Source organism: Eoetvoesiella sp. (assembly GCF_035555955.1).
GTDB lineage: Bacteria > Pseudomonadota > Gammaproteobacteria > Burkholderiales > Burkholderiaceae_B > Eoetvoesia.
The window spans coordinates 1-19937 of sequence record NZ_DATMGA010000003.1 but is presented as its reverse complement, the minus strand read 5'-3'; the positions used below and the strand labels follow the sequence as shown (position 1 = coordinate 19937).

The window sequence follows — 19937 nt, the reverse complement described above, 5'->3', positions numbered from 1 at the left end:
CATGCGCGTACCCTGGGGGAATCGTTTGGGTCTACGAGTCGCCGATGTCGCGGCATCCAGTTCCCGGTTCGATGCGTCGCATGCCGTGGCGATTTCCAGCCATGACGAACTGCTGGCGCTCGAACCCGCATTGCTTCGGCCTCTCTGTGCCGAGCTGGGTGTCCAGGATCTGGCGGCGCGGCTTTGCCCCGTGCTGCTGGCCGACCACTCCGTGGCCATTCTTTCGCTGCCCGAGCATGTGGGCAGCGACCAGGCGGACGAACTGGCCCGCCGTATCGAGCGATACGGCTATACATTGTCCTGCCCGCAACGGTACGTCCTGGCGGCGCCCTTGTTGCTGGCGATCGTGCGCAACCAAGTGGGTGCGCATTCCTCGCGGCAGGCGGGCCACGCCTTGCTGGAGCATTCGCGAACCGCTCTGGCCCAGGCGTTTCAGGACATGGTCGAGTGGGGTGTGCGCCATGCGGCCAGCGACCTGCACATCAATATCCGGCACGGCGAAACCGAGTCCGAGGTCAAGTACACCGTGTCCGGCCGCTATATCGCTCCAGAGCGGTTTCGCCGTATGCCCACCAGCATGCTGGTCGATATGCTCTCGGTGGCATGGATGGATATCCGCGGGGGCAATGGCGCGGTCTTCGATCCCCGGGCCGAACAGCAGGGCAGCCTGCTCAAGCAGGTAGACGGCCGGCCGGTCTTGTTGCGCTGGGCATCCCTTTCAGCCGATCAGGGGCCGAGCGTGTGCATCCGCCTGCTCGAACGGGAGGCGGGTTCCATAGGCCTGACGCTGGAGCAACTGGGGTATTTGCCGGAGCAGATCCAGGTAATCGAATGCGCCATGCGAACCGAAGGCGGCGCCATCATTTTCGCGGGCGCGGTCGGTTCGGGAAAATCCACGACCCTGGCCTCGCTGATTTCCCGCCTGCCCGAAGAACGCAAGGTGGTCACGCTGGAGGACCCGGTTGAATACCTGATTCCCCGCGCCATACAAAATACCGTGGTGCGCGACTTCGGCGCACAGGCGCCCGACGGGTTCGCCGTCAAGCTGCGGGCGCTCAAGCGTTCGGCCATGAACGACGTGCTGTTGGGCGAAATACGCGACAAGGAGACCGGCGGCGCCTTCATGGATCTGGCCGGCTCGGGCGTCAATGTCTACACGACCACCCATGCGTTGTCGGCAGCCCTGATCCCGGAGCGCCTGGCTTCCGATTTCATCGGCGTGTCGCGCGACTTCCTTGCCGTCCCAGGTGTCCTTAAATTACTGGTCTACCAGGCGCTGTTGCCTCGCCTGTGTCCGGATTGCGCGCTGCCGGCATCGGTGTTGTGGGGGCGCGGCCAATCGCCGTTCGATGCCCGCCGCAAGCCGCGCGAGTGGCGACCCTGGGTCGAAACCATTGCCCAGCATTTTGGCGGCGACCCCGCCGTGCTGCGATTACGCAATCCGCTGGGTTGCTCCGCCTGCCACTCCGGGCGCGATGTTGCATTGGCCGGCTATCGCGGGCGTACCGTGGTTGCCGAATACGTCGAACCGGCGCACAGCCCGGGCTTTCTCGAGAGCATCCGCAACGGCAGTGAACCTGCCCATTGGCGTCCGCCGGGCCGTGATGGTTCCCGAACCGCGCTTGCCTGCGCGATGCTCAAGGCATTCAATGCGGAAATCGATGTGCGCGACATCGAGCTGCATTTCGGCTCTTTCGACATGTCGGCTGGCTCGGGCGATTTACGTTCCGGGCCGCTTCCCTTGCGGGCGTTCGCATGAAGCGCGTCTTTCCTTCTTCCGGCCGAAGCCACTGGGCCGAACAGGCCGTGTTCGAGATGGATCGTCGCCGGTTCGCCGGGCGACGCTCCGACTATTTCGAATACCTGTCGGTGCTGATCCAGGGCGCGCAAGGCCGGCTTACCGTCAAGAAGATTTTCGAGCAGGACGCGGGCCGTCACGGCTGGAAGACCGTGCGCGGCCGATTGTCCCATCGCTGGGCGCAGGCATACCAAATAAGCGGCGGCGACCTCTATGCCACTTGGCAAGACTGTTTCCCATTGGCCGAACTGACCTTGATACGGGTGGCGCAATTGTCGGGCAATGCCGCGCTCACCCGCACTTTGGGCGAACTGGCGGATGCGGTGGCGTTGCTGCGCCGCGCGCGTCGCATCGTGGTTTCCGCCATGTGGTCGGCGGTGCTTGGCGCGTGCGTGTTGCTGGCCATGTTGCTGGCTATCCCGCTGTATACGGTCCCCAGGCTGCGGCAGGTATTCGGCGCCGTTCCGCCGGAGTTCCATGCGGTGCTTACGCGGGCCCTGTTCCGGTTTTCGGATGCCATCCTGGCGAACTGGATCTTTCTGCTGGTGTCGATCGTGGGCGCAGGGGTTTTGCTGGCCTGGTCGCTGCCCAATTGCACGGGCAGGATTCGCCGCTGTCTGGACGAGTATTCGCCCTGGCGTGTTTATCGCGGCGTCCAAGCCATGCATTTCCTGGCGATGATCACCATTGTCCTGACGCGCCATGAGTCGGCGTCCACCCAGTTGCGAACCGCGCTGGCCATGCAGAAGGCCGGCGCCTCGCCATGGCTGCGCTGGCATCTCGACGCCATGCTGGCCCGCGTAGACGCGGGTCTGACCGGGGCCGATACCTTCGGAACCGGAATGCTGGAAGCGGACCTGCACTGGTTTCTGGTCGATATGGCTCAGGCGCACGGGCTGGCCCATGCTTTGACGCTGGTGCGCCAGCGCCTGAAAGACCGCCTCCTGCATGTCATTGCCGTGCGCGTCGGCGCATTGCGCTGGGCGATGCTGCTGGCCTGTCTTGCTGCGTTGCTCGCCGTGGCGCTTTGGCATTACGCCGTCATCGACGAGCTGCGTCGTTTGCTCATGTTTTTTTACGCCAGCCAATAGGGCCGGCCTTACTCAAGGAGAGGAAATGTTTGCGTCCCGTCTGAAAATCAAGCGCAGCCAGGCTATGCGCCAGCAGGGTTTTTCCCTGATCGAGGTTTCCATCGTCACGGCCATCGTGTTGTTGCTGGCCATCATCAGTGTTCCAGCCGTCGGGGGATACATCATCGAAAACAAAGTCCCCAAAGTCGGCGAAGAGCTGGCGCGTTTCATCCTGCAGACCAAGGTCAACGCGCCCAACGGGTCGACCACGCCGTATGCCGATATCGATACGAACCATCTGGCCAATCTCGTGCGGGAGTCCAGCATTTTCTCGGTATCGGGCAGCGATTCCACCACCCGCATCCTGCATGGCCTTGGCGGCAGCGGCGAGGTGACGGTTGCCGCCGCAGAATCGGGCGCCGCCTTTTCCATTACGCTTACCAGCGTCAACAACGCGGCGTGCCCGTCCATCGCTTCGGTCATGCAGCGGGTGTCCGACTCCATTTCCATTTCGGCCGACGGGCAGTCCGCCGCAACGGTCAAGGATGCCGGCACTCCCTATAACGCTCTCAACGCCGAAACCCTGTGCGGGCGAGGCGACGTAAATACCTTCGTCTTCGTGGCAAGCTAGGCGGCTGCCGTGCGCAGGCAGCGAGGTTTCGCCATGCTGGAGCTGACCGTGGCCTTGCTCGTCGCCACACTGCTTGCGGTATGGGGCGCCGGCCAGGTCGCCAATCGCATCAACGACGCGGCGGCCCAGGCCGCCGCCGTGTGGATGTCGTCGATACGGCTGGCGGCGTTCGCATACCTGGATCGTCACAAGGCGGTACTGCGGGCGGCCTCGGGCACCGCCGAGCTCGCGCATCTTGGCTATGCCGATTGGGCCCGGCCGCGGCTTGCCGAATTGAAGGCGGCGGGCTTGCTGTCGGCGGGCTTTCCCGAGTCCGGCGTGCGAGGCTTGGGGGCGACGATCCGCATCATGCGCAGCGGGCCATGTCCCGGCAACGAGTGCCGCGTCGAAGCGCTCGTCCACAGCAGCCGGGCGCTGCCCGACGCCATGGCCTCGTCGTCCGGCGAGCAGTTGGTGGCGCAGTGGCTGCTCGCGGCCCAGGGCCAGGGCGGGGCCGTCTTGCGCGGCCGTTCCCATCAGATAGGCGGGGCGGCTTTTCAGTTTCCCAATCCTCCTGTTCCGGGCTTGGATCCGCTGCCTGATGGTACCGTTGCCATGGCGGTCACCGCCGAGCAATTGGCGGCCACCGATTACCTGCGGGTGCGGGATAGCCGAGACCCAGATCTACAGGGCACGGCTACGGTAAAAGGCGATATCCATGCGCAGGCTTCGGTCAATGTGCAGGGGTACCTGTCGATTGGCGCCGAAGCCACAGAGCGAACGGCCTGCCCGGCGGATGGATTGATGGCGCGCGCCGCTTACGGCGCCCTGCTTGTCTGCTGGGGCAATGTCTGGCTGCCGGCGGGAGGGCGGGGCGGCGGAGGGTATTCCACCAATACCAAGACCGGCTGTGCCGCCGGAACCTACAACCTGATTACCGGCGCCTGCAGCTGTCCGCCGGGCTATGGGGCCGTTCGTATTTCGGAAAGCGGCTCGATGATGGCCGCGGAAGGGCTTACGCGCGGCTATCTGTGCATTGGCTAGGCTGCGGCCCGCGGATTTTCAAGGCAAGCGTCGTACCGGATACGCACGGCGGGCGGGATTAGCGGCCCGGGGCCAGCTTTTCGCGCAGCAGCTCGACCGCGCTGTCGACGGTCGTCAACACATCGAGCGGGACGCTTTGGGCGACTTTTGGCGCGGCGCGCGCCAGGCTGAACTGCGCCAGGGCGATCAGGTCGCAGCCCCGCGCCTGCAGGCGGCCGGCAGCCTGCGCAGCCAGCTCGTCGTGGCGCGCGGCATCGCCGGCGTTCAGGGCGTCCAGCGCGCCCGCCGCCAGCTCGGTCTCGACTTCGACGGTGCCGGGAAACTCGGCCGGCATGGAGGCCAGGGTGGGGGCGAAGGTCGCCACCAGGCCGATGCGTTTGCCGCGCCTGGCCGCTTGCGCAATCATGGCTTCGTTGGGCTTGAGCACCGGCATGTCTGGGTATTTGCGGGCCACGGCTTCGATGCAGGGGCCGAAGGCCGAGCAGGTATAGAGGATGGCGTCGGACCCGCAGCCCACTGCATAGTCGGCCAAGGTCATGAAGCGCTGGTGCATGCACGCGTCCAGTCCGGTTTTCGCCACGTCGGCCGACAGGCTGTCGTCAAGCAGGTTCATCAGCGTGGCTTCGGGCCACAGGCGCGCAAAGGCTTGGTTGATGGGCGGAACGGATTGAGCCAGGGCGTGGATGAGTGCGATGCGGGTCATGGAAAGTCCAGGGATGCGTTGTTCTGGGAGTATAGGCTTCAGGAGGCCCGGACGGGCGGCAGCACGGGGGTAGGAATGGCGTCGCGGATTTTTTCCAGGATGCTGGCTATGGTATCGGCTTCGCGGGTATCGCTGGTCTTGCGGTACAGCACGGTGATGACGAACCGCAGCTCCTGGGAAATGTCGACGACCGGCACGGCGATGGCCCCATAGCCCTGCAGTGTGATGTGGGGATCGGTGGTCAGCACGACATCGGGCGACATATCGTAGCCGCGTTCGCGGATGGCGTGGACGCGCTGCTCCAGGGCCTCCATGGTCACGGCATCTTCCCCCGTTGCCGGCTTGTTTGCCAGTTCGCTCTGTACGTAAGGCATGACGACCCCGGCCGGCAAATAAGCCATGAAGACCCGCCCCGTCGCCGTATTGGTCAGGGCGGCGGTTCCTCCTATGCGGAAGTGGATGGGCAGGTCGCCGGCGCTGTCGTTGCGGGCAATGATTCTTATGGACGTGCCGGCCCATATGTTCAGCATGGTGGGGGCCTGGGTTTCTTCCGTCAGCGAAGTCAGCAGCCTTCGCGTCGTATCCATCAGGTCGATCTGCTTGAAGGCGGCCAGGCCCAGGTTCAGTGCGGCCGGGCCCAGGGTATAGGCGCTGCTTGCGTTTTGCGAGACCAGCCCGGTGCGCAGCAGGCTGACCAAATACATCCTGGCCTTGCTTGCCGACATGCCGGTGCGCGCAGCGATGTCCTTCAGCAGCATCGGGCCAGTGCTGTGCTGAAGCGCGTGCAGCACGCCGAACGCGATATCGATGGATTGGATTCCCTTTGCCATAGAACTGCTTGCCTGCTCCTTGCAGAACGTCATGTACCGTGGAAAACGCCGCGGCCAGGGCGCATGCCCAGCGAAAGTATAGCGGCATGGGGGATTGCCGATGTTGTCGGGCGTTGCCCCAATGGCCGATTCCGGGAATTCCCGGATATTTTTTTGATCTGAAGCAATGATACTATAGCTGCATTAGTGCAGCAATGCTGCATTAATATTTCGCAGGCCAGCAGGTTTACCCGTGCTCGGCAGCAAAAGGGTCGTCCAACATCTGTGCAAGGAGCAAAAAATGGGAGCAAACGAACAGGCCGGCGTGGCGGCATCGGCAGCTGTCGCCGCACTGGCAAAGGCCAATGCGCGCCTGGCCGACGGGAAGACGCCGCTGGTGAAAAATTGCTGGTACATCGCCGGCTGGGGCAGCGACTTCACGCGCGAGCCGCGCGAGCGGACTCTGCTCGGCCAAAGCCTGGTGTTTTATCGCACGCAGGGCGGGCAGCCGGTGGCTTTGCTCAATCGGTGCCCGCACCGCTCGTTTCCGTTGTCGCAGGGCAAGCTCGAGGGCGACGTTCTGCGTTGCGGCTACCATGGCCTGGCTTTCCGCCAGGACGGATCCTGCGCGGAGATTCCCTCGCAAACGTCGGTTCCCCCCAGTACCTGTACCCGTTCCTATCCAGTGGCGGAACGCGGCCCCTTCGTGTGGATATGGATGGACGATGCCGCCAGGGCCGATGAAAGCGCCATCCCCGATACCAGTTGGCTGGTGGACCCCAAGTGGAACTACGTCACAAGCTATCTAAGCCTGCAGGCCAACTATGTCTACCTGCAAGAGAATCTGCTGGACTTGTCGCATTTCACCTACCTGCATCCGTCCACGCTGGGCACCCCCGAGTACGCCCGCAGCCCGTTCGAGGTATCCACCACCGAGAACACCGTGCACATCAGCCGCTTCGTCGCTGAATGCGACGTGCCCCCCATCTACGCGCGCACCGGCATTGCCGGAAAAATGTCGCGCCGCACGGAATCCGAATTCGTTTCGCCGGCCATGCATCATGCCTCGGCCGTGCTTTCCGACCTGCAGCCCGAACCGGGCAAGCGCCGCGATTTCACGGTCTACATCACCCACTTCGCCACCCCGGAAACCCAGGACTCCACGCATTACTGGTTTTCGTTCGCCCGCGACTTCGCCTTGGGCGAGACCGAGGTGGACGAATACATGAGGCAAAGCGCCATCACGGCGTTCAACGAGGACAAGGGCGCGCTCGAGGCCATCGCCCGCATCTACCGGACCGAACCCGAGGCGACCGGCGCCGAGATCCACATAAAAAGCGATCAGGCCGGCGTCGCCATGCGCCGCATCCTGCTACGCATGGCGAACGAGCAGGTATAGACTTGCGACGGACACAGCCGGCACGGAGCAATCATGCACACCCAGACATCGTCATCCGAAGCAGCAGCCCAGGGCATGCCCACGCCCGAATTCAATCTCGATTGGCCGGGAACCCTGTTGTTTTCGCCCTACCTGGCGCTCAAGGGGCACAAGCTGAACAAGTTTGCGCTTAGCTTGCGCATCCCGGCCAACCGGCAGGTTTACCTGCGCGACGAGGTGGCCTACATGAAGACTTACGGTATTTCCGAGGGCGATATCGCGCTGGTGCTCGCACGCGACTGGAGCCGGCTGCTGCTATCCGGCGGCCATCTGCAGGCCATTTCCAAGATCGCCGCCGCGGTCGGCCAGAACCTCTGGCACATCGGCGCGCACAATGCCGGCGTGGATGTCGAGGTGCTCAAGGCCTCGTGCCCGCGCAAGGTAAGCGGCCTGCCCAAGGAGTTCGAATAATGGCGCAGATCATTGCAGGCATAGGTATTGCGCATACGCCCTCCATGGGCATGGAATACGACAAGGGGCTGGCGCATGGGTTCGACCCGCGCTGGGGCATCTGGTACGAAGGCACCCGTCCGGTCAGGCAGTGGCTGGAAGACCTGCGGCCCACGCAACTGGTCGTCGTCTATAACGACCACCTCAACCACTTCGATTTCGACGCCTACCCGACCCTGGCCATCGGCGTGGCCGACGAATTCGAGCAGGCCGACGAAGGCTGGGGCAAGCGGCCCTTGCCGGACTTGCGGGGCGATCCGGGCTTCGCCATTCCCCTGGTCGAGCACCTGGTCCGCCAAAGCGAGGTCGACCTTACGATATGCCAGACGCTCAAGCTCGATCACGGCGTGTATTCCTGGTTTCCGTATCTGGTGGATATCCCCTGGAACATACCGGTTACGCCGATCGCGGTGAACATGGTGCGCCAGCCCTTGCCCACCTCGCAGCGCCTTGCCAGGCTGGGCCGGCAGATACGGGCGGCTGTCGAGGCCAATGACGCCGACGAACGGGTCGTCGTCATCGCCACCGGCGGCATGTCGCATCAAATCAGCGGAGCCCGCTTCGGCATTTCCAACCAGGAGTTCGACAGGCGCTTCCTCAAGGCTTTGCCCAGGAATATGGACAAGCTGGTGGCGATGCCCCAGGAAGAATACATGCGCTACGGCGGCACCGAGGCCAGCGAGCTGTCCCTGTGGTTCGCCATGCGGGCCGCACTGTCGGAGCAGGCGCAGGCCGTCTACGATTTTTATACCTCACCGCAGATCACCGGTTGTGGCGTATTGACCATGATTGAACCGGAGTTTGCGGACAACACCGTACAAGGAGCATGAATGAAGTTCGGAACAATCAGCAGGAACGGCCGCGATGCGGTGGTGGTCGCCGTGGAGAGCGATGCGGTTGCCGTGCTTGAAGATATCATGGACGATGCGCCGCGCTCGGTCATGGACGTGATCGCTGGTGGCGACGCCTTGCTTGGCCGCGTTCGCGCCGCGGTTGCCGGCCGCAAGGGGGCCGCCGTGGACAGCCAGCATTGGCTGCCGCCCGTGCCCAGGCCGGGCAAGATCATGTGCGTCGCCCTGAACAACAGCGCCAATAAAGACCGCATCAAAAGCGGGCCCAAGCATCCCGCCATGTTCATCAAGGCTTCGTCATCGCTCATCGGGCATGGCCAGCCCATCCGGCTGCGGGCCGATTTCGGGCGGGTTCATCCCGAGCCCGAACTGGCCGTCGTCATCGGCAAGGGGGGCAGCGATATCCCGGTCGAACAGGCCATGGACCACGTGTTCGGCTACAGCATCATCAATGATCTGACCTCGCCCACCATGCGCGGCGAAGACACCTTTCACTATCGGGCCATCCACCCCAAAGAGGGCGACGCCAGCGCCATCGAATACGTCGACAGCTGGGTATCCTACCCGGCCCGCTACAAATGCTCAGACACGTTCGGCCCGATGGGGCCGTGGGTCGTCACGCGCGATGCCATCGACGACCCGCACGACCTTACCGTGCGCTGCGTGCACCAGGACGAGCTCGTCACCGAAGACAACACCGCCAATCTTTTCTTCAAGGTCAGGGATGTGGTGGCGTTCGCCTCGACCTACATGACTCTCGAGCCCGGCGACATCATTTCCATGGGCACCGCGCTCAAGGCCGCCGGCGCCGCGAACGGCAAGGCGGTTCAGAACATAGACCTGAACAAGCTGGGCGGCCCCATCGAGGTGGGCATCTCGGGCATAGGCCGCCTGATCAACCCGGTGGAATGGCGATGAAGCGTTCTTCCGTGCAGGAAATCGGCGCAACGCTTGCGCACAGGCTGGCGATCGAAGAGCTGAACGCCTTTGTGGCAGCCTGTCTCGACGAGCAGCGTTACGACGACCTGGCGCAGGCCTTCACCGAAGACGCGCGCTATACAAGCGGTGCACGCTTTTTGTCGGGGCCGGGCGAGATCAAGCGGTTCTTCGTAGAGCGCAAGGCGGCCGGCGGGCCGCGCATAACGCGGCATGCGGGCACAGGCTTGCGGCTGGAGTTCAACCACGACCATACCGAGGCGCGCGGCAGCAGCGTCTGGGTTTCCTATGCCAGCAATACCGCCGACTTGCCCGTCGACCATGTTGCCGTGTTCATGGTCGCGGACTTTGAAGACGTGTATGTGCTGCAGGGCGACGGCTATTGGCGGATCCGCGAGCGCGTGATCCGGCCTGTTTTCAGGAACGCCGCCGCGGCGCCCAGGGCGTAGCCACGAGGCCGGCTTTATTTGCCGGCCCAGGCCGCGATGCTGGCGCGCTCGGCGTCAGTCATGTGAGTCATATTGCCCAGAGGCATGTATTTGCTGGCGACGACCTGCTTGATAAGCGCGGGGTGAGCCAGGGCTTCCTGTTCGGTGTCCAGCATGATGCCGGCCGGGGCCGAGGCGAACCCCGGCTGGCTCGGCTTGGCGGAGTGGCACTGTATGCACCGCGCATGGAAGATTTCCAGGGCCTGCTTGGTGCTGGTTTCTTGGGCGGCAGCGGTGGTGCCGCCGGCAGCCGCCGTTTGCGCGGCAGGCGCCGGGACGGTTGGCGCGACAGGGGCGGCCAGCCAGGCAATGACGATAAGCAGGACGATGCCGACGGCGGGATAGGCCAGCTTGTTCTGCCCCAGGTGGCGCAGCACGAAATATTGCCGTATGGCCGCGCCCGAAAAGATGAACAGGCTCATGATGATCCAGGCGTAGGGGCTGGAAAACGTGAACGAGTAGTGGTTGCTGAGCATCAGGAACACGACGGGCAGCGTGAAATAGGTGTTGTGCACCGAGCGCTGCTTGCCGCGCTTGCCGTCCAGGGGATTGGGCGTCTGGCCGCTTTTCAGGGCATTGACCATGCGATGCTGGCCGGGGATGATCCAGAAGAACACATTGGCCGACATACTGGTGGCCATGACCGCGCCGGTAATGAGGAAGGCGGCCCGGCCCTGGAATATATGGCTGCTTAGATAGGCCACGATCACCATCATGATGGCGACGGCAATGCTCAATACCCCGTCGTTTTCCATATTGGGGCTGACGCGCCGGCAGAGCTGGTCGTAGACCACCCAGCCCGCCACCAGGAACAGCACGGCAATGATGCTGGCCTGCCAGCCCGAAAGCGCCGCGGCCCAGGCCCAGTCGCTGCCCGTGTTGACCAGGTAGAACGAGGGCTTGACCAGGTACAGCACCGCGAACAGCGCAAACCCCGAAAGCCAGGTGGTGTAGGCCTTCCAGAAGGACCAGTGCAGGTCGTCGGGGAGTTCCGCCGGGTTGGTCAGGTATTTTTGGTTGTGGTAGAAGCCGCCGCCGTGCACCGCCCACATCTCGCCGAACACCCCGCGCTTCTTGCTTTCCTCGCCGCGCGGCGGATGCAGGCTGTTGTCGAGCATCACGAAGTAAATGGATTCGCCGATCCAGGCGATGGCGGCCACCACGTGCAGCCAGCGCAAGAGCAAATTGCCGAACTCCATCAAATATGCGTGCATGACTCGATTCCGTTGGTTTGATTGAAGGGTGGAGGGCGGAACGCCGTTTGCCGGTTTACGACTTGCATTGCCGGCGCGGCGCCATCAGCTGCCGCGATAGGTTGAGTAGGTCCATGGCGTGACGACCAGCGGCACGTGGTAGTTCTCGTTGGGCCGGGCGATGCCGAAGCGCAGCACCACCTGATCGACGAAGCGGGGTTCCGGCAGGGTCACGCCTTGCCCGGCGAAGTAGTCGCCGGCCTCGAAAACCAGTTCGTAGACGCCGGCTTCGAGGTTGCCGCCTTCCAGCAGGGGGGCGTCGCAGCGCCCGTCATGGTTGGTGACGGCCTGTTTCAGGAGTTTCCGGGTGTCGCCCTGCACGGCGTAAAGCCGCATGGCCACGCCTTCGGCGGGCTTGCCGTGCATGGTGTCCAGCACGTGGGTGGATAGTTTTCCCATGGAGTCTCCGGTTGTGGCGCGGCGGGGTGTATCGACGGCCTTGAAAGCAAACCTGGCGTCGCCGAAGCTGTTTTCATTAATTGTTGACAATTTGTGTTGACGATTCTGTTTTAGGTGTCAATAATTGTCAATAGTAGATTTCCTTATAAAGAACGGTAAAGGATACGTGCAATGCTTTATCTGGACTCGCGCCGAGATCCGGTTTCCGACAGCGATGCGCCCAGGGCGTCCTCACTGCTCGAGGGCAGCGCGCCCGACTCCGACGTCGACCGCGTTTACGCCGAGATTTTCGACGCGGTCATGGACAGGCGCCTGCTGCCGGGGGCCAAGCTTACCGAATCGACGCTGTGCAGCATTTTCGGCTGCTCGCGCGCGACGGTGCGCGGCGCGCTGGCCCAACTGGCCTACGACAAGCTGGTCGTGCAGTTGCCCAACCGCGGGGCCTTTGTGTGGCGCCCCGACGCCAAGGAAACCAAAGACGTTTTCGAGGCCCGGCGCGCCCTTGAATGCCTGCTCATCGAGCAACTGCTGGGCATGCCCGACTTGCCGCAAAGGCTCGAGCCTTTGCGGGCCATGGTCGCTCAAGAGCGCCAGGCCTTCGAGCAGGGTGACCGCGTCAGCTGGCTAAGGCTTTCCAACGCTTTTCACGTCAAGATGGCCGCCCTGGGCGGCAACGACGTGCTTACCGAGATGATGCATGGCCTGTGTTCGCGCACGACCCTGATCATCGCGCTTTACGACACGCCCAGCTCCAGCACCTGCTCCTATATCGAGCACGAGCAAATCCTTGACCTGCTGGCGTCCGGCAATGCCGAGGGCGCCAAGGGCGCCATGTGCCACCATCTTCAGGATTGCGAGCAGCGCGTGAGCGAATCCACAACGACTGTGCCGGCCGACCCCTGGGCGGCCTTCAGCATCAAGCCTTGATCCGGAGCATCCATGAACAAGCAATATCCTCGCGATTTGATCGGCTACGGCAAAAAACCTCCCCAGGCGGCCTGGCCGGGCGGGGCGCGCGTTGCGCTGCAGTTCGTGCTGAACTACGAAGAAGGCGGCGAAAACTGCGTGCTGCACGGCGACTCGGGTTCCGAGCAGTTCCTGTCGGAGATCGTGGGCGCCGATACCTATTCCGCCAGGCATATGTCCATGGAATCGATTTACGAATACGGCTCGCGGGCCGGCGTATGGCGCATACTGCGCGAGTTCGAGCGGCGCGGCCTGCCGCTTACGGTGTTCGGCATCGGCATGGCGCTGGAGCGCAACCCCGAGGTGGCCCGGGCGTTTGTGGAGCAGGGCCACGAAATCGCCTGCCACGGCTATCGCTGGATCCACTACCAGTCGGTAGCCGAGAATGTCGAGCGCGAACATATGCTGCATTGCATTGAAATCATCCGCGGCATTACCGGCGAACATCCCTATGGCTGGTATACCGGGCGCGACAGCCCCAATACGCGCCGCCTGGTGGCCGACGAGGGCGGCTTCCTGTACGACTCGGACTACTATGGCGACGACCTGCCTTTCTGGATGGAGGTCGAGAAAACTGATGGCAGCCTCGCCCCCCAGCTTATCGTGCCCTATACGCTGGACACCAACGACATGCGTTTCGCCACGCCCCAGGGCTTTAATACTTCCGAACACTTTTTCAACTACCTCAAGGATGCCTTCGACGTCCTGTACGCCGAAGGCGAAACGGCGCCCAAGATGATGTCGGTGGGCTTGCACTGCCGCCTTACCGGGCGCCCGGGGCGATTTGCCGCGCTGCAGCGCTTTCTGGACTACGTGCAAAAGCACGAGCGGGTCTGGATTTGCCGCCGCGTCGATATAGCCAGGCACTGGCGGGAACATCATCCCTATTACGACGGGAGCCGGCCATGAGCGCCGCCATCACGCTGGCGGCCTTGAACAGCGCCTCCGAAGAGGATTTCGTGCGCGTTCTGGGCGGCGTCTTCGAGCATTCGCCATGGGTGGCGCAGGGGGTGCTGGGCCAGCGGCCGTTTGCCAGCGTGCAAGCCTTGCACCGGGCAATGACCGAGTGCATTCAGCGGGCGGGGCGGGATGCCTGGCTGACGCTCATCCGCGCCCATCCGGAGCTGGCCGGCAAAGCGGCGGTAAGAGGCGAGCTCACGCCCGAGTCCAGTTCCGAACAGGCGGGCGCGGGCCTGGCCAATTGCTCGCCGGAAGAGTTCGCCACGCTTACCTCGCTCAATCAGGCGTATCGCGAGAAGTTCGGTTTTCCGTTCATTCTTGCCGTGCGCGGCTACGACCGCGCCGGCATCATCGAGCAGTTCCAGCGGCGCCTGGGCCTGGCGCCCGACGCCGAAATGGCTGAAAACCTGGCTCAGATATACAGAATCGGGCGACTTCGGCTCGATGACCTCATTCGCGAATAATCGCAAGGGGCCGGCCCTTTCTTCAACCGGCGCGCAGTTTTTCGTCAGGAGTGATTTTGCAATGGCAGCCCCCAATCTACCCGCAGGTACTGTCTTGAATGCCCCCAGCGCGGAGTTGCCCGCGTTCGCCACCCGGCACGCCAATCTGGCGTCGGCCGATTTCGGCGCCACCGTCGTCTCGTGCTCGGATGAATGGTTCGCCGCCGCCAATCGCATGTTGCAGGCTTCCGAGCCGGTGTTCGTGGTGGGCAAGTTCGACGACCACGGAAAATGGATGGACGGCTGGGAAACCCGGCGCAAGCGCCAGGCCGGCCATGATCATGCCATTGTCAGGCTGGGCCTGCCCGGGGTCATCAAGGGCGTGGATATCGATACCAGCCATTTCACCGGCAACTTCCCGCCCGCGGCTTCGCTGCAGGCGTGCCATTGCAGCACCGAACCCGACCAGAACACGGTATGGACGGATCTCGTGCCCGCCACGTCGCTGGCCGGCAATTCGCACCATTTCATCGAGCTGGACGACGGGCGCGCCTGGACGCACTGCCGCCTCAACATCTACCCCGATGGCGGCGTTGCGCGCCTGCGCATCTACGGCCAGGCTGTTTGCGACTGGAGTGCGCTGGACGCCAATGCGCTGCACGAGGTTTCCGCGCTGGCGGCCGGCGGGCGCATCGTGGGCTACAACGACGCGCATTTCGGCGTGCCGTTCCGGCTCATCATGCCGGGGCGCGGCGTCAACATGGGCGATGGCTGGGAAACGCGTCGCCGCCGCGATCCAGGCCACGACTGGTGCATCGTCGAACTCGGCCATGCGGCCGTGGTCGAGAAAATCGAGGTCGATACGGCGCATTTCAAGGGCAACTACCCCGACCGTATTTCCCTGCAGGCGGCGCATGTTTCGGGCGGCACCGACCAGTCCGTCATCACCCAGGCCATGTTCTGGCCCGTCCTGTTGGGCGAGCAAAAAACCGAAGCCGACAAGCAGCATTTTTATACGACCGAGCATATCCAGCCGCTGGGGCCGGTTACCCATGTAAAGCTGAACATGATTCCCGATGGCGGCATCAGCCGGCTGCGCATATGGGGCCGCCTGGCGCGGTAGCCGCTTTGCCCGGGCCCGGCGTGGCGCAAGCCTGCCCGGCCGGCAATAAAAATACGGGACGGCGGCGCGCGCATCGGGCGCAAACGCCGATCCAGGAGACACAGATTGCCGATTTTGAAACTACAGCGTTTGACGCAATCCCGCTTCGCCCGGTTCGGCGAGGTCATCGAAACGGAAGGCCGGGACTGGTTTCCCATCAATAACGGAACCACCCGACGCTACCATGCCCAGGGCACTGTGCAGGTCAGCGGCGCCGACGGCCATGCCGGCATCAGCCTGGCGCTGGGCGACGCCCTGGCGTTTCCCATGAGCATATCCATGCTGGAGCGCCATCCGCTTGGCAGCCAGTCGTGGATACCCGCCGACGGCGCGGCCTTCGTCATCGTGGTCGCGCCCAATGGCGCCAACGACAAGCCCGACGAAACTGGCATATGCGCTTTTCTTGCCGACGGCGGGCAAGGCGTCAATTATTTCCAGGGGACATGGCACCACCCGCTCATGACCCTGGGCAGGAAGGGGAAATTCGTCGTGGTCGATCGCATCGGCTCCGCCCCCAATTGCGATGAAAGCAATTTAGATCAACACTATACGGTAGATGGGTCGTTCCTGGACGAGGCGGCTGAACAGCAAAGCGCCCCGACCATCAGCCTGGAAGGCGGGAGACAGCAATGAGTCAAAGGCAGGTCGTCAGTTTCTATTTGAATGGCCGGTTGCAGCATGTAACACCGGCGTCACCCACGCAGACGGTATTGCAGTATCTGCGCGAGCAGGCGGGGCTTACCGGCACCAAGGAAGGTTGCGCGGAAGGCGACTGCGGAGCCTGTACCGTTACCGAGGCCAGTCTCGGGGCCGATGGCCAGGTCGAGTTCCGGGCCGTCAACGCCTGTATCCGTTTCCTGCCCACGCTGGACGGCCGGGCCGTCTGGACGGTCGAGGCAGTGGCCGGCGGCGACGGCAGCCTGCACCCCGTGCAGCAGGCCATGGTCGATCATCATGGATCGCAGTGCGGGTTTTGCACACCGGGCTTCGTCATGTCCATGTACACCATGTACCAGAACGGCCTTACCCGCCCTGTGCGCGAGGAAGTGCTCGACAATCTTTCGGGCAATCTGTGCCGCTGCACCGGCTATCGGCCCATCATCGACGCTGCGCTCAATATGGGCAATTACCCCGAAGCCAGGCTCGATGTCGAATGTATCGAACGGCAGCTCGCTGAACTGCAGGAATCGTGCAAGACCTCGTTATATCTCGAATCCGCGGGGCAACGGTATTTTGCGCCGGCCACGCTGGACGAACTGGCCGGGCTCTACGCGGCCCGCCCCGAGGCCATGCTGCTGGCGGGCGGCACCGATGTCGGCCTCATGGTGACCAAGCAGCTTCGGTCTTTCGACGACATCATCTATTTGGGCGGCGTTTCCGAGCTCAATCAAATCGAGCACCAGGGTGGCTGTCTGCGCATCGGCGCCACGGTCTTGCTGAATGACGGCTACGCGGCCGTCGCCAACGAATACCCCGAGGTGCTCGAGCTCTGGAAGCGTTTTGCGTCCATGCCCATCCGCAATTCGGGAACCCTGGTGGGCAATGTCGCCAACGGCTCGCCCATCGGCGACAGCGCGCCGTTTCTCATCGCCATCCAGGCTCGGGTGGTGCTGCGCAAAGGAGGGCGCCGGCGCGAGCTGCCGCTGGAAGACCTGTATGTCGACTACCGCAAGCAGGCCCGCGAGCCCGGCGAGTTCGTCGAGGCCTTGCTCATCCCCTTGCGGGCCGCCGATGTCCAGGTGGCCACGTACAAGCTTTCCAAGCGCGTCGACCAGGACATCTCGGCGGTGTGCGGCGCCTACGCGCTTCGGGTCGACCAGGGCAGGGTGGCGTCGGTGCGCATTGCGCACGGCGGCATGGCGGCCACGTCGCGCCGCGCCCCGCATGCCGAGCGGGCCCTGGACGGCCAAAGCTGGGACGAGGCGGCCGTGGCCAGGGCCATGGACGCGCTGGAGCAGGACTACCAGCCCATGACCGACATGCGCGCCACCGGCGCCTACCGCCTGAAGGCGGCGCGCAACCTTTTGTACCGTTTTTACCTCGAGAGCACCGGCATGACCGATACTCGCATTTAGTCAGGGGGTCTCATGTCTGCAAACACCTATCAAACCGTCGGCAAGGCGCTGCCTCACGAAAGCGCGCATCTGCACGTCACGGGAAGCGCCCAGTACACCGACGACATCCCCGAGCTTGCCAACAGCCTGCACGGGGCGTTGGGCATGTCCGCGCGGGCGCATGCCCGTATCGTATCCATGGATCTTTCGGCGGTTGCCGCCGCGCCCGGAGTTGCGGCGGTCGTCGCGCTGGACGACGTTCCGGGCGAGAAATACGTGGGTTCCTATATCCAGGACGAGCCCATTTTCGCCGACGGCAAGGTCGAATACCTGGGCCAGCCGATATTCGCTGTGGCCGCCGCCACCCACGACCAGGCGCGGCGCGCCGTGCAGCTGGCGCGCATCGAATACGAAGACCTCGAGCCCGTCCTGACGGTCGAGGAAGGCGCGGCGCGCAAGTCCTACGTGCTGCCGCCTGTGCATATTTCGCGGGGCGACGTGCCGGCCGCGCTTGCGCAGGGCCCCAACCGGCATCAGGGCGAGCTGTATTGCGGCGGGCAGGAACAGTTCTACCTCGAAGGCCAGGTCGCCTATGCCGTTCCGGGCGAAGATGGCGAATTCCAGGTCTATTGCTCCACCCAGCACCCGTCCGAAATGCAGCACATGGTGGCGCACATGCTGGGCCAGCCCTCGCATACCGTCAAGGTGCAATGCCGGCGCATGGGCGGCGGATTCGGCGGCAAGGAAAGCCAGTCCTGGCCGTTCGCCACGGCGGCGGCCCTGCTGGCCCGGCGCACCGGCAAGCCCGTCAAAATACGCGCCGACCGCGACGACGATTTCACCATCACGGGCAAGCGCCACGACTTTCGCGTTTTGTTCGATGTCGCCTATACCGACGAAGGCCTGATCAAGGCGGTGGCGTTCGAGCAGCAGTTGCGCTGCGGCTACTCCGCCGATCTTTCCGGCGCGGTGGCCGATCGCCAAGTGTTCCACTCCGACAACGCCTACTATCTCGAAACCTTCGACATCCTGTCGCTGCGGGTCAAGACCAATACGCAGTCCAATACCGCGTTCCGCGGTTTCGGCGGCCCGCAAGGCATTCTGTGCATCGAATACATCATCGACGACATCGCCCGCAGACTGGGCAAGGATCCGCTCGATGTGCGCAAGCTCAATTTCTACGGGCGCACCGACCGCAATGTCACGCCGTATCAAATGGTGGTCGAGGACAACGTCGTGCACGAGCTGGTCGACCAGCTCGAGGCCAGCAGCCAGTATCGTGAACGCCGCCGGCAGATCGACGCGTTCAACGCGCAAAGCCGCATCCTTAAAAAAGGCCTGGCGCTGGTGCCGGTGAAGTTCGGCATTTCGTTTACCGCCACCTTCCTGAACCAGGCCGGCGCCTTGCTGCACATCTATACCGATGGCTCGGTGCTGATCAACCATGGTGGCACCGAAATGGGCCAGGGCCTGAACACCAAGGTGGCGCAGGTCGTGGCCGAGGAACTGGGCCTGGATATTACGCATGTGCGCGTATCGGCGGCCGATACCTCCAAGGTTGCCAATACGTCGGCCACGGCGGCTTCCACGGGTTCCGATCTCAACGGCAAGGCCGCTCAGGACGCCGCCCGCAAAATCAAGGCGGCGCTCACGGCATTTGCCGCCGACCACTATGGCTGCGACGAAGCCCATATCCAGTTTCGCAACAACGAAGTCGTCTGCGGCGACCGTATTACGCTGCCGTTCGCCGATTTCGTGCACGAGGCCTATATGGCGCGTATTCCCCTGTGGTCGTCGGGGTTCTACCGCACGCCCAAGATCCACTACGACGTCAAGACGCTCACCGGCCGGCCCTTTTATTATTTTGTCTATGCGGCGGCATGCGCTGAAGTCGTCGTCGACACCCTTACCGGCGAGAACAAGCTGCTGCGGGCCGACATTCTGTACGATGGCGGACGCAGCATCAATCCGGCGGTCGATGGGGGCCAGGTCGAAGGCGGCTTCATCCAGGGCATGGGCTGGCTGACCACCGAAGAGCTATGGTGGAACGACAAAGGCAAGCTGATGACCCATGCGCCATCCACCTACAAGATTCCCTCGGTGTCCGACTGTCCTCCGGTGCTGAATATCGCGTTTTTCGACAACGGCAATACCGAGAACAATATCTATCAGTCCAAGGCGGTGGGCGAACCGCCGCTGCCCACGGCCATTTCCGTATTCCTGGCCATTCGCGACGCCATTGCTTCCACGGCGGCCCCCGGGGTCACCGTGCCATTGAACGCGCCCGCCACTGCCGAGCGTGTGCTGTGGGCGCTGGAAAGCGTCAACGAGGGCTCGGCCCTGGGCGCCGGCATTCTTGCCGAAGATGACCTGGGCTCTGCGCAGACCCTGGCCGTGCCCGTCATGGGGGCGGCCAGTTCCGGACCGGGCGATGCCTGAGGCCCTGGCGCTGCGCCGGCCGGTATCCAGGCCTTCCTGGGTGCAGGCCACGCAGAATATCCTG

The 19937-nt window shown here is 63.6% G+C and carries 20 protein-coding genes; 16 read left to right on the top strand and 4 right to left on the bottom strand.

The features are described 5' to 3' along the window. Position 1 precedes the first annotated feature (1 nt). From VNT00_RS00265 to VNT00_RS00250, 4 genes are read left to right on the top strand one after another with little or no spacing between them, the layout of a single operon-like run. A complete protein-coding gene (locus VNT00_RS00265; RefSeq protein WP_325583310.1) occupies positions 2-1759 on the top strand; it encodes a GspE/PulE family protein in 1758 nt (585 codons plus the stop codon). Continuing rightward, positions 1756-2889, top strand: a complete 1134-nt coding sequence (locus tag VNT00_RS00260; protein WP_325583308.1) for a type II secretion system F family protein — start codon at positions 1756-1758, stop codon at positions 2887-2889. Before VNT00_RS00265 ends, VNT00_RS00260 begins: the two co-directional genes overlap by 4 nt. Before the next feature lie 25 nt (positions 2890-2914). Further along, positions 2915-3499 (top strand): type 4 pilus major pilin, encoded by a 585-nt coding sequence (locus tag VNT00_RS00255; RefSeq protein WP_325583306.1) that lies wholly within the window; start codon positions 2915-2917, stop codon positions 3497-3499. 9 nt (positions 3500-3508) lie between these two features. Beyond that, complete coding sequence (locus tag VNT00_RS00250; protein WP_325583304.1) at positions 3509-4522, top strand: prepilin-type N-terminal cleavage/methylation domain-containing protein; 1014 nt, start codon at positions 3509-3511, stop codon at positions 4520-4522. A gap of 58 nt (positions 4523-4580) precedes the next feature. On the opposite strand, the gene VNT00_RS00245 is transcribed toward VNT00_RS00250, so the two are convergent. Next, the gene (locus VNT00_RS00245; protein WP_325583302.1) at positions 4581-5225 is read right to left on the bottom strand and encodes an aspartate/glutamate racemase family protein; all 645 of its coding nucleotides are present in this window, start codon (positions 5223-5225) and stop codon (positions 4581-4583) included. Between the two features lie 38 nt (positions 5226-5263). Then, positions 5264-6055: an IclR family transcriptional regulator gene (locus VNT00_RS00240; RefSeq protein ID WP_325583299.1), complete on the bottom strand. Its 792-nt coding sequence runs from the start codon at positions 6053-6055 to the stop codon at positions 5264-5266. A gap of 280 nt (positions 6056-6335) precedes the next feature. On the opposite strand from VNT00_RS00240, the gene VNT00_RS00235 reads away from it, so the two are divergent. The 5 genes from VNT00_RS00235 to VNT00_RS00215 are packed head-to-tail and all read left to right on the top strand — an operon-like array spanning position 6336 to position 10158. Next, positions 6336-7433 (top strand): aromatic ring-hydroxylating dioxygenase subunit alpha, encoded by a 1098-nt coding sequence (locus VNT00_RS00235; protein ID WP_325583297.1) that lies wholly within the window; start codon positions 6336-6338, stop codon positions 7431-7433. 33 nt (positions 7434-7466) lie between these two features. Next, positions 7467-7883: a hypothetical protein gene (locus tag VNT00_RS00230; protein ID WP_325583295.1), complete on the top strand. Its 417-nt coding sequence runs from the start codon at positions 7467-7469 to the stop codon at positions 7881-7883. Continuing rightward, entirely contained in the window at positions 7883-8752 is an 870-nt protein-coding gene (locus tag VNT00_RS00225; RefSeq protein WP_325583293.1) for a DODA-type extradiol aromatic ring-opening family dioxygenase, read from the top strand. Before VNT00_RS00230 ends, VNT00_RS00225 begins: the two co-directional genes overlap by 1 nt. Further along, positions 8753-9691 carry a fumarylacetoacetate hydrolase family protein gene (locus tag VNT00_RS00220; protein ID WP_325583291.1) on the top strand — a complete coding sequence of 313 codons (939 nt, stop codon included), beginning with the start codon at positions 8753-8755 and terminating at the stop codon, positions 9689-9691. It begins immediately after the preceding gene. Continuing rightward, positions 9688-10158 (top strand): nuclear transport factor 2 family protein, encoded by a 471-nt coding sequence (locus tag VNT00_RS00215; protein WP_325583289.1) that lies wholly within the window; start codon positions 9688-9690, stop codon positions 10156-10158. The genes VNT00_RS00220 and VNT00_RS00215 overlap by 4 nt, the downstream gene beginning before the upstream one ends. A 14-nt stretch (positions 10159-10172) precedes the next feature. On the opposite strand, the gene VNT00_RS00210 is transcribed toward VNT00_RS00215, so the two are convergent. Both VNT00_RS00210 and uraH read right to left on the bottom strand, forming a co-directional pair. Beyond that, positions 10173-11411 carry a urate hydroxylase PuuD gene (locus tag VNT00_RS00210; RefSeq protein WP_325583286.1) on the bottom strand — a complete coding sequence of 413 codons (1239 nt, stop codon included), beginning with the start codon at positions 11409-11411 and terminating at the stop codon, positions 10173-10175. Between the two features lie 84 nt (positions 11412-11495). Further along, positions 11496-11849 (bottom strand): hydroxyisourate hydrolase, encoded by a 354-nt coding sequence (uraH, locus tag VNT00_RS00205; protein WP_325583284.1) that lies wholly within the window; start codon positions 11847-11849, stop codon positions 11496-11498. Positions 11850-12020: 171 nt separating this feature from the next. Between uraH and VNT00_RS00200 the strand changes: the two genes are divergently transcribed. The 7 genes from VNT00_RS00200 (at position 12021) to xdhB (ending at position 19873) form a co-directional block, all read left to right on the top strand. Beyond that, positions 12021-12776 (top strand): GntR family transcriptional regulator, encoded by a 756-nt coding sequence (locus tag VNT00_RS00200; protein WP_325583282.1) that lies wholly within the window; start codon positions 12021-12023, stop codon positions 12774-12776. 12 nt (positions 12777-12788) lie between these two features. Next, entirely contained in the window at positions 12789-13724 is a 936-nt protein-coding gene (gene puuE / locus VNT00_RS00195; RefSeq protein WP_325583280.1) for an allantoinase PuuE, read from the top strand. Continuing rightward, positions 13721-14239: a 2-oxo-4-hydroxy-4-carboxy-5-ureidoimidazoline decarboxylase gene (uraD, locus tag VNT00_RS00190; RefSeq protein ID WP_325583278.1), complete on the top strand. Its 519-nt coding sequence runs from the start codon at positions 13721-13723 to the stop codon at positions 14237-14239. Before puuE ends, uraD begins: the two co-directional genes overlap by 4 nt. Positions 14240-14300: 61 nt before the next feature. Next, positions 14301-15341 carry an allantoicase gene (alc, locus tag VNT00_RS00185; protein ID WP_325583276.1) on the top strand — a complete coding sequence of 347 codons (1041 nt, stop codon included), beginning with the start codon at positions 14301-14303 and terminating at the stop codon, positions 15339-15341. A gap of 105 nt (positions 15342-15446) precedes the next feature. Continuing rightward, the gene (locus VNT00_RS00180) at positions 15447-16013 is read left to right on the top strand and encodes an ureidoglycolate lyase (RefSeq protein ID WP_325583274.1); all 567 of its coding nucleotides are present in this window, start codon (positions 15447-15449) and stop codon (positions 16011-16013) included. Beyond that, complete coding sequence (gene xdhA, locus VNT00_RS00175; protein WP_325583272.1) at positions 16010-17455, top strand: xanthine dehydrogenase small subunit; 1446 nt, start codon at positions 16010-16012, stop codon at positions 17453-17455. The genes VNT00_RS00180 and xdhA overlap by 4 nt, the downstream gene beginning before the upstream one ends. A gap of 12 nt (positions 17456-17467) precedes the next feature. Then, complete coding sequence (xdhB, locus tag VNT00_RS00170) at positions 17468-19873, top strand: xanthine dehydrogenase molybdopterin binding subunit (RefSeq protein ID WP_325583270.1); 2406 nt, start codon at positions 17468-17470, stop codon at positions 19871-19873. Positions 19874-19937 lie beyond the last annotated feature (64 nt).

Coding starts and splice junctions, on each gene's coding strand:
- VNT00_RS00265 (WP_325583310.1), top strand. CDS start 2: ATGCGCGTACCCTGGGGGAATCGTTTGGGTCTACGAGTCGCCGATGTC.
- VNT00_RS00200 (WP_325583282.1), top strand. CDS start 12,021: ATGCTTTATCTGGACTCGCGCCGAGATCCGGTTTCCGACAGCGATGCG.
- VNT00_RS00230 (WP_325583295.1), top strand. CDS start 7,467: ATGCACACCCAGACATCGTCATCCGAAGCAGCAGCCCAGGGCATGCCC.
- uraH (WP_325583284.1), bottom strand. CDS start 11,849: ATGGGAAAACTATCCACCCACGTGCTGGACACCATGCACGGCAAGCCC.
- VNT00_RS00220 (WP_325583291.1), top strand. CDS start 8,753: ATGAAGTTCGGAACAATCAGCAGGAACGGCCGCGATGCGGTGGTGGTC.
- puuE (WP_325583280.1), top strand. CDS start 12,789: ATGAACAAGCAATATCCTCGCGATTTGATCGGCTACGGCAAAAAACCT.
- alc (WP_325583276.1), top strand. CDS start 14,301: ATGGCAGCCCCCAATCTACCCGCAGGTACTGTCTTGAATGCCCCCAGC.
- VNT00_RS00240 (WP_325583299.1), bottom strand. CDS start 6,055: ATGGCAAAGGGAATCCAATCCATCGATATCGCGTTCGGCGTGCTGCAC.
- uraD (WP_325583278.1), top strand. CDS start 13,721: ATGAGCGCCGCCATCACGCTGGCGGCCTTGAACAGCGCCTCCGAAGAG.
- VNT00_RS00245 (WP_325583302.1), bottom strand. CDS start 5,225: ATGACCCGCATCGCACTCATCCACGCCCTGGCTCAATCCGTTCCGCCC.
- VNT00_RS00235 (WP_325583297.1), top strand. CDS start 6,336: ATGGGAGCAAACGAACAGGCCGGCGTGGCGGCATCGGCAGCTGTCGCC.
- xdhA (WP_325583272.1), top strand. CDS start 16,010: ATGAGTCAAAGGCAGGTCGTCAGTTTCTATTTGAATGGCCGGTTGCAG.
- VNT00_RS00260 (WP_325583308.1), top strand. CDS start 1,756: ATGAAGCGCGTCTTTCCTTCTTCCGGCCGAAGCCACTGGGCCGAACAG.
- xdhB (WP_325583270.1), top strand. CDS start 17,468: ATGTCTGCAAACACCTATCAAACCGTCGGCAAGGCGCTGCCTCACGAA.
- VNT00_RS00210 (WP_325583286.1), bottom strand. CDS start 11,411: ATGCACGCATATTTGATGGAGTTCGGCAATTTGCTCTTGCGCTGGCTG.
- VNT00_RS00225 (WP_325583293.1), top strand. CDS start 7,883: ATGGCGCAGATCATTGCAGGCATAGGTATTGCGCATACGCCCTCCATG.
- VNT00_RS00255 (WP_325583306.1), top strand. CDS start 2,915: ATGTTTGCGTCCCGTCTGAAAATCAAGCGCAGCCAGGCTATGCGCCAG.
- VNT00_RS00215 (WP_325583289.1), top strand. CDS start 9,688: ATGAAGCGTTCTTCCGTGCAGGAAATCGGCGCAACGCTTGCGCACAGG.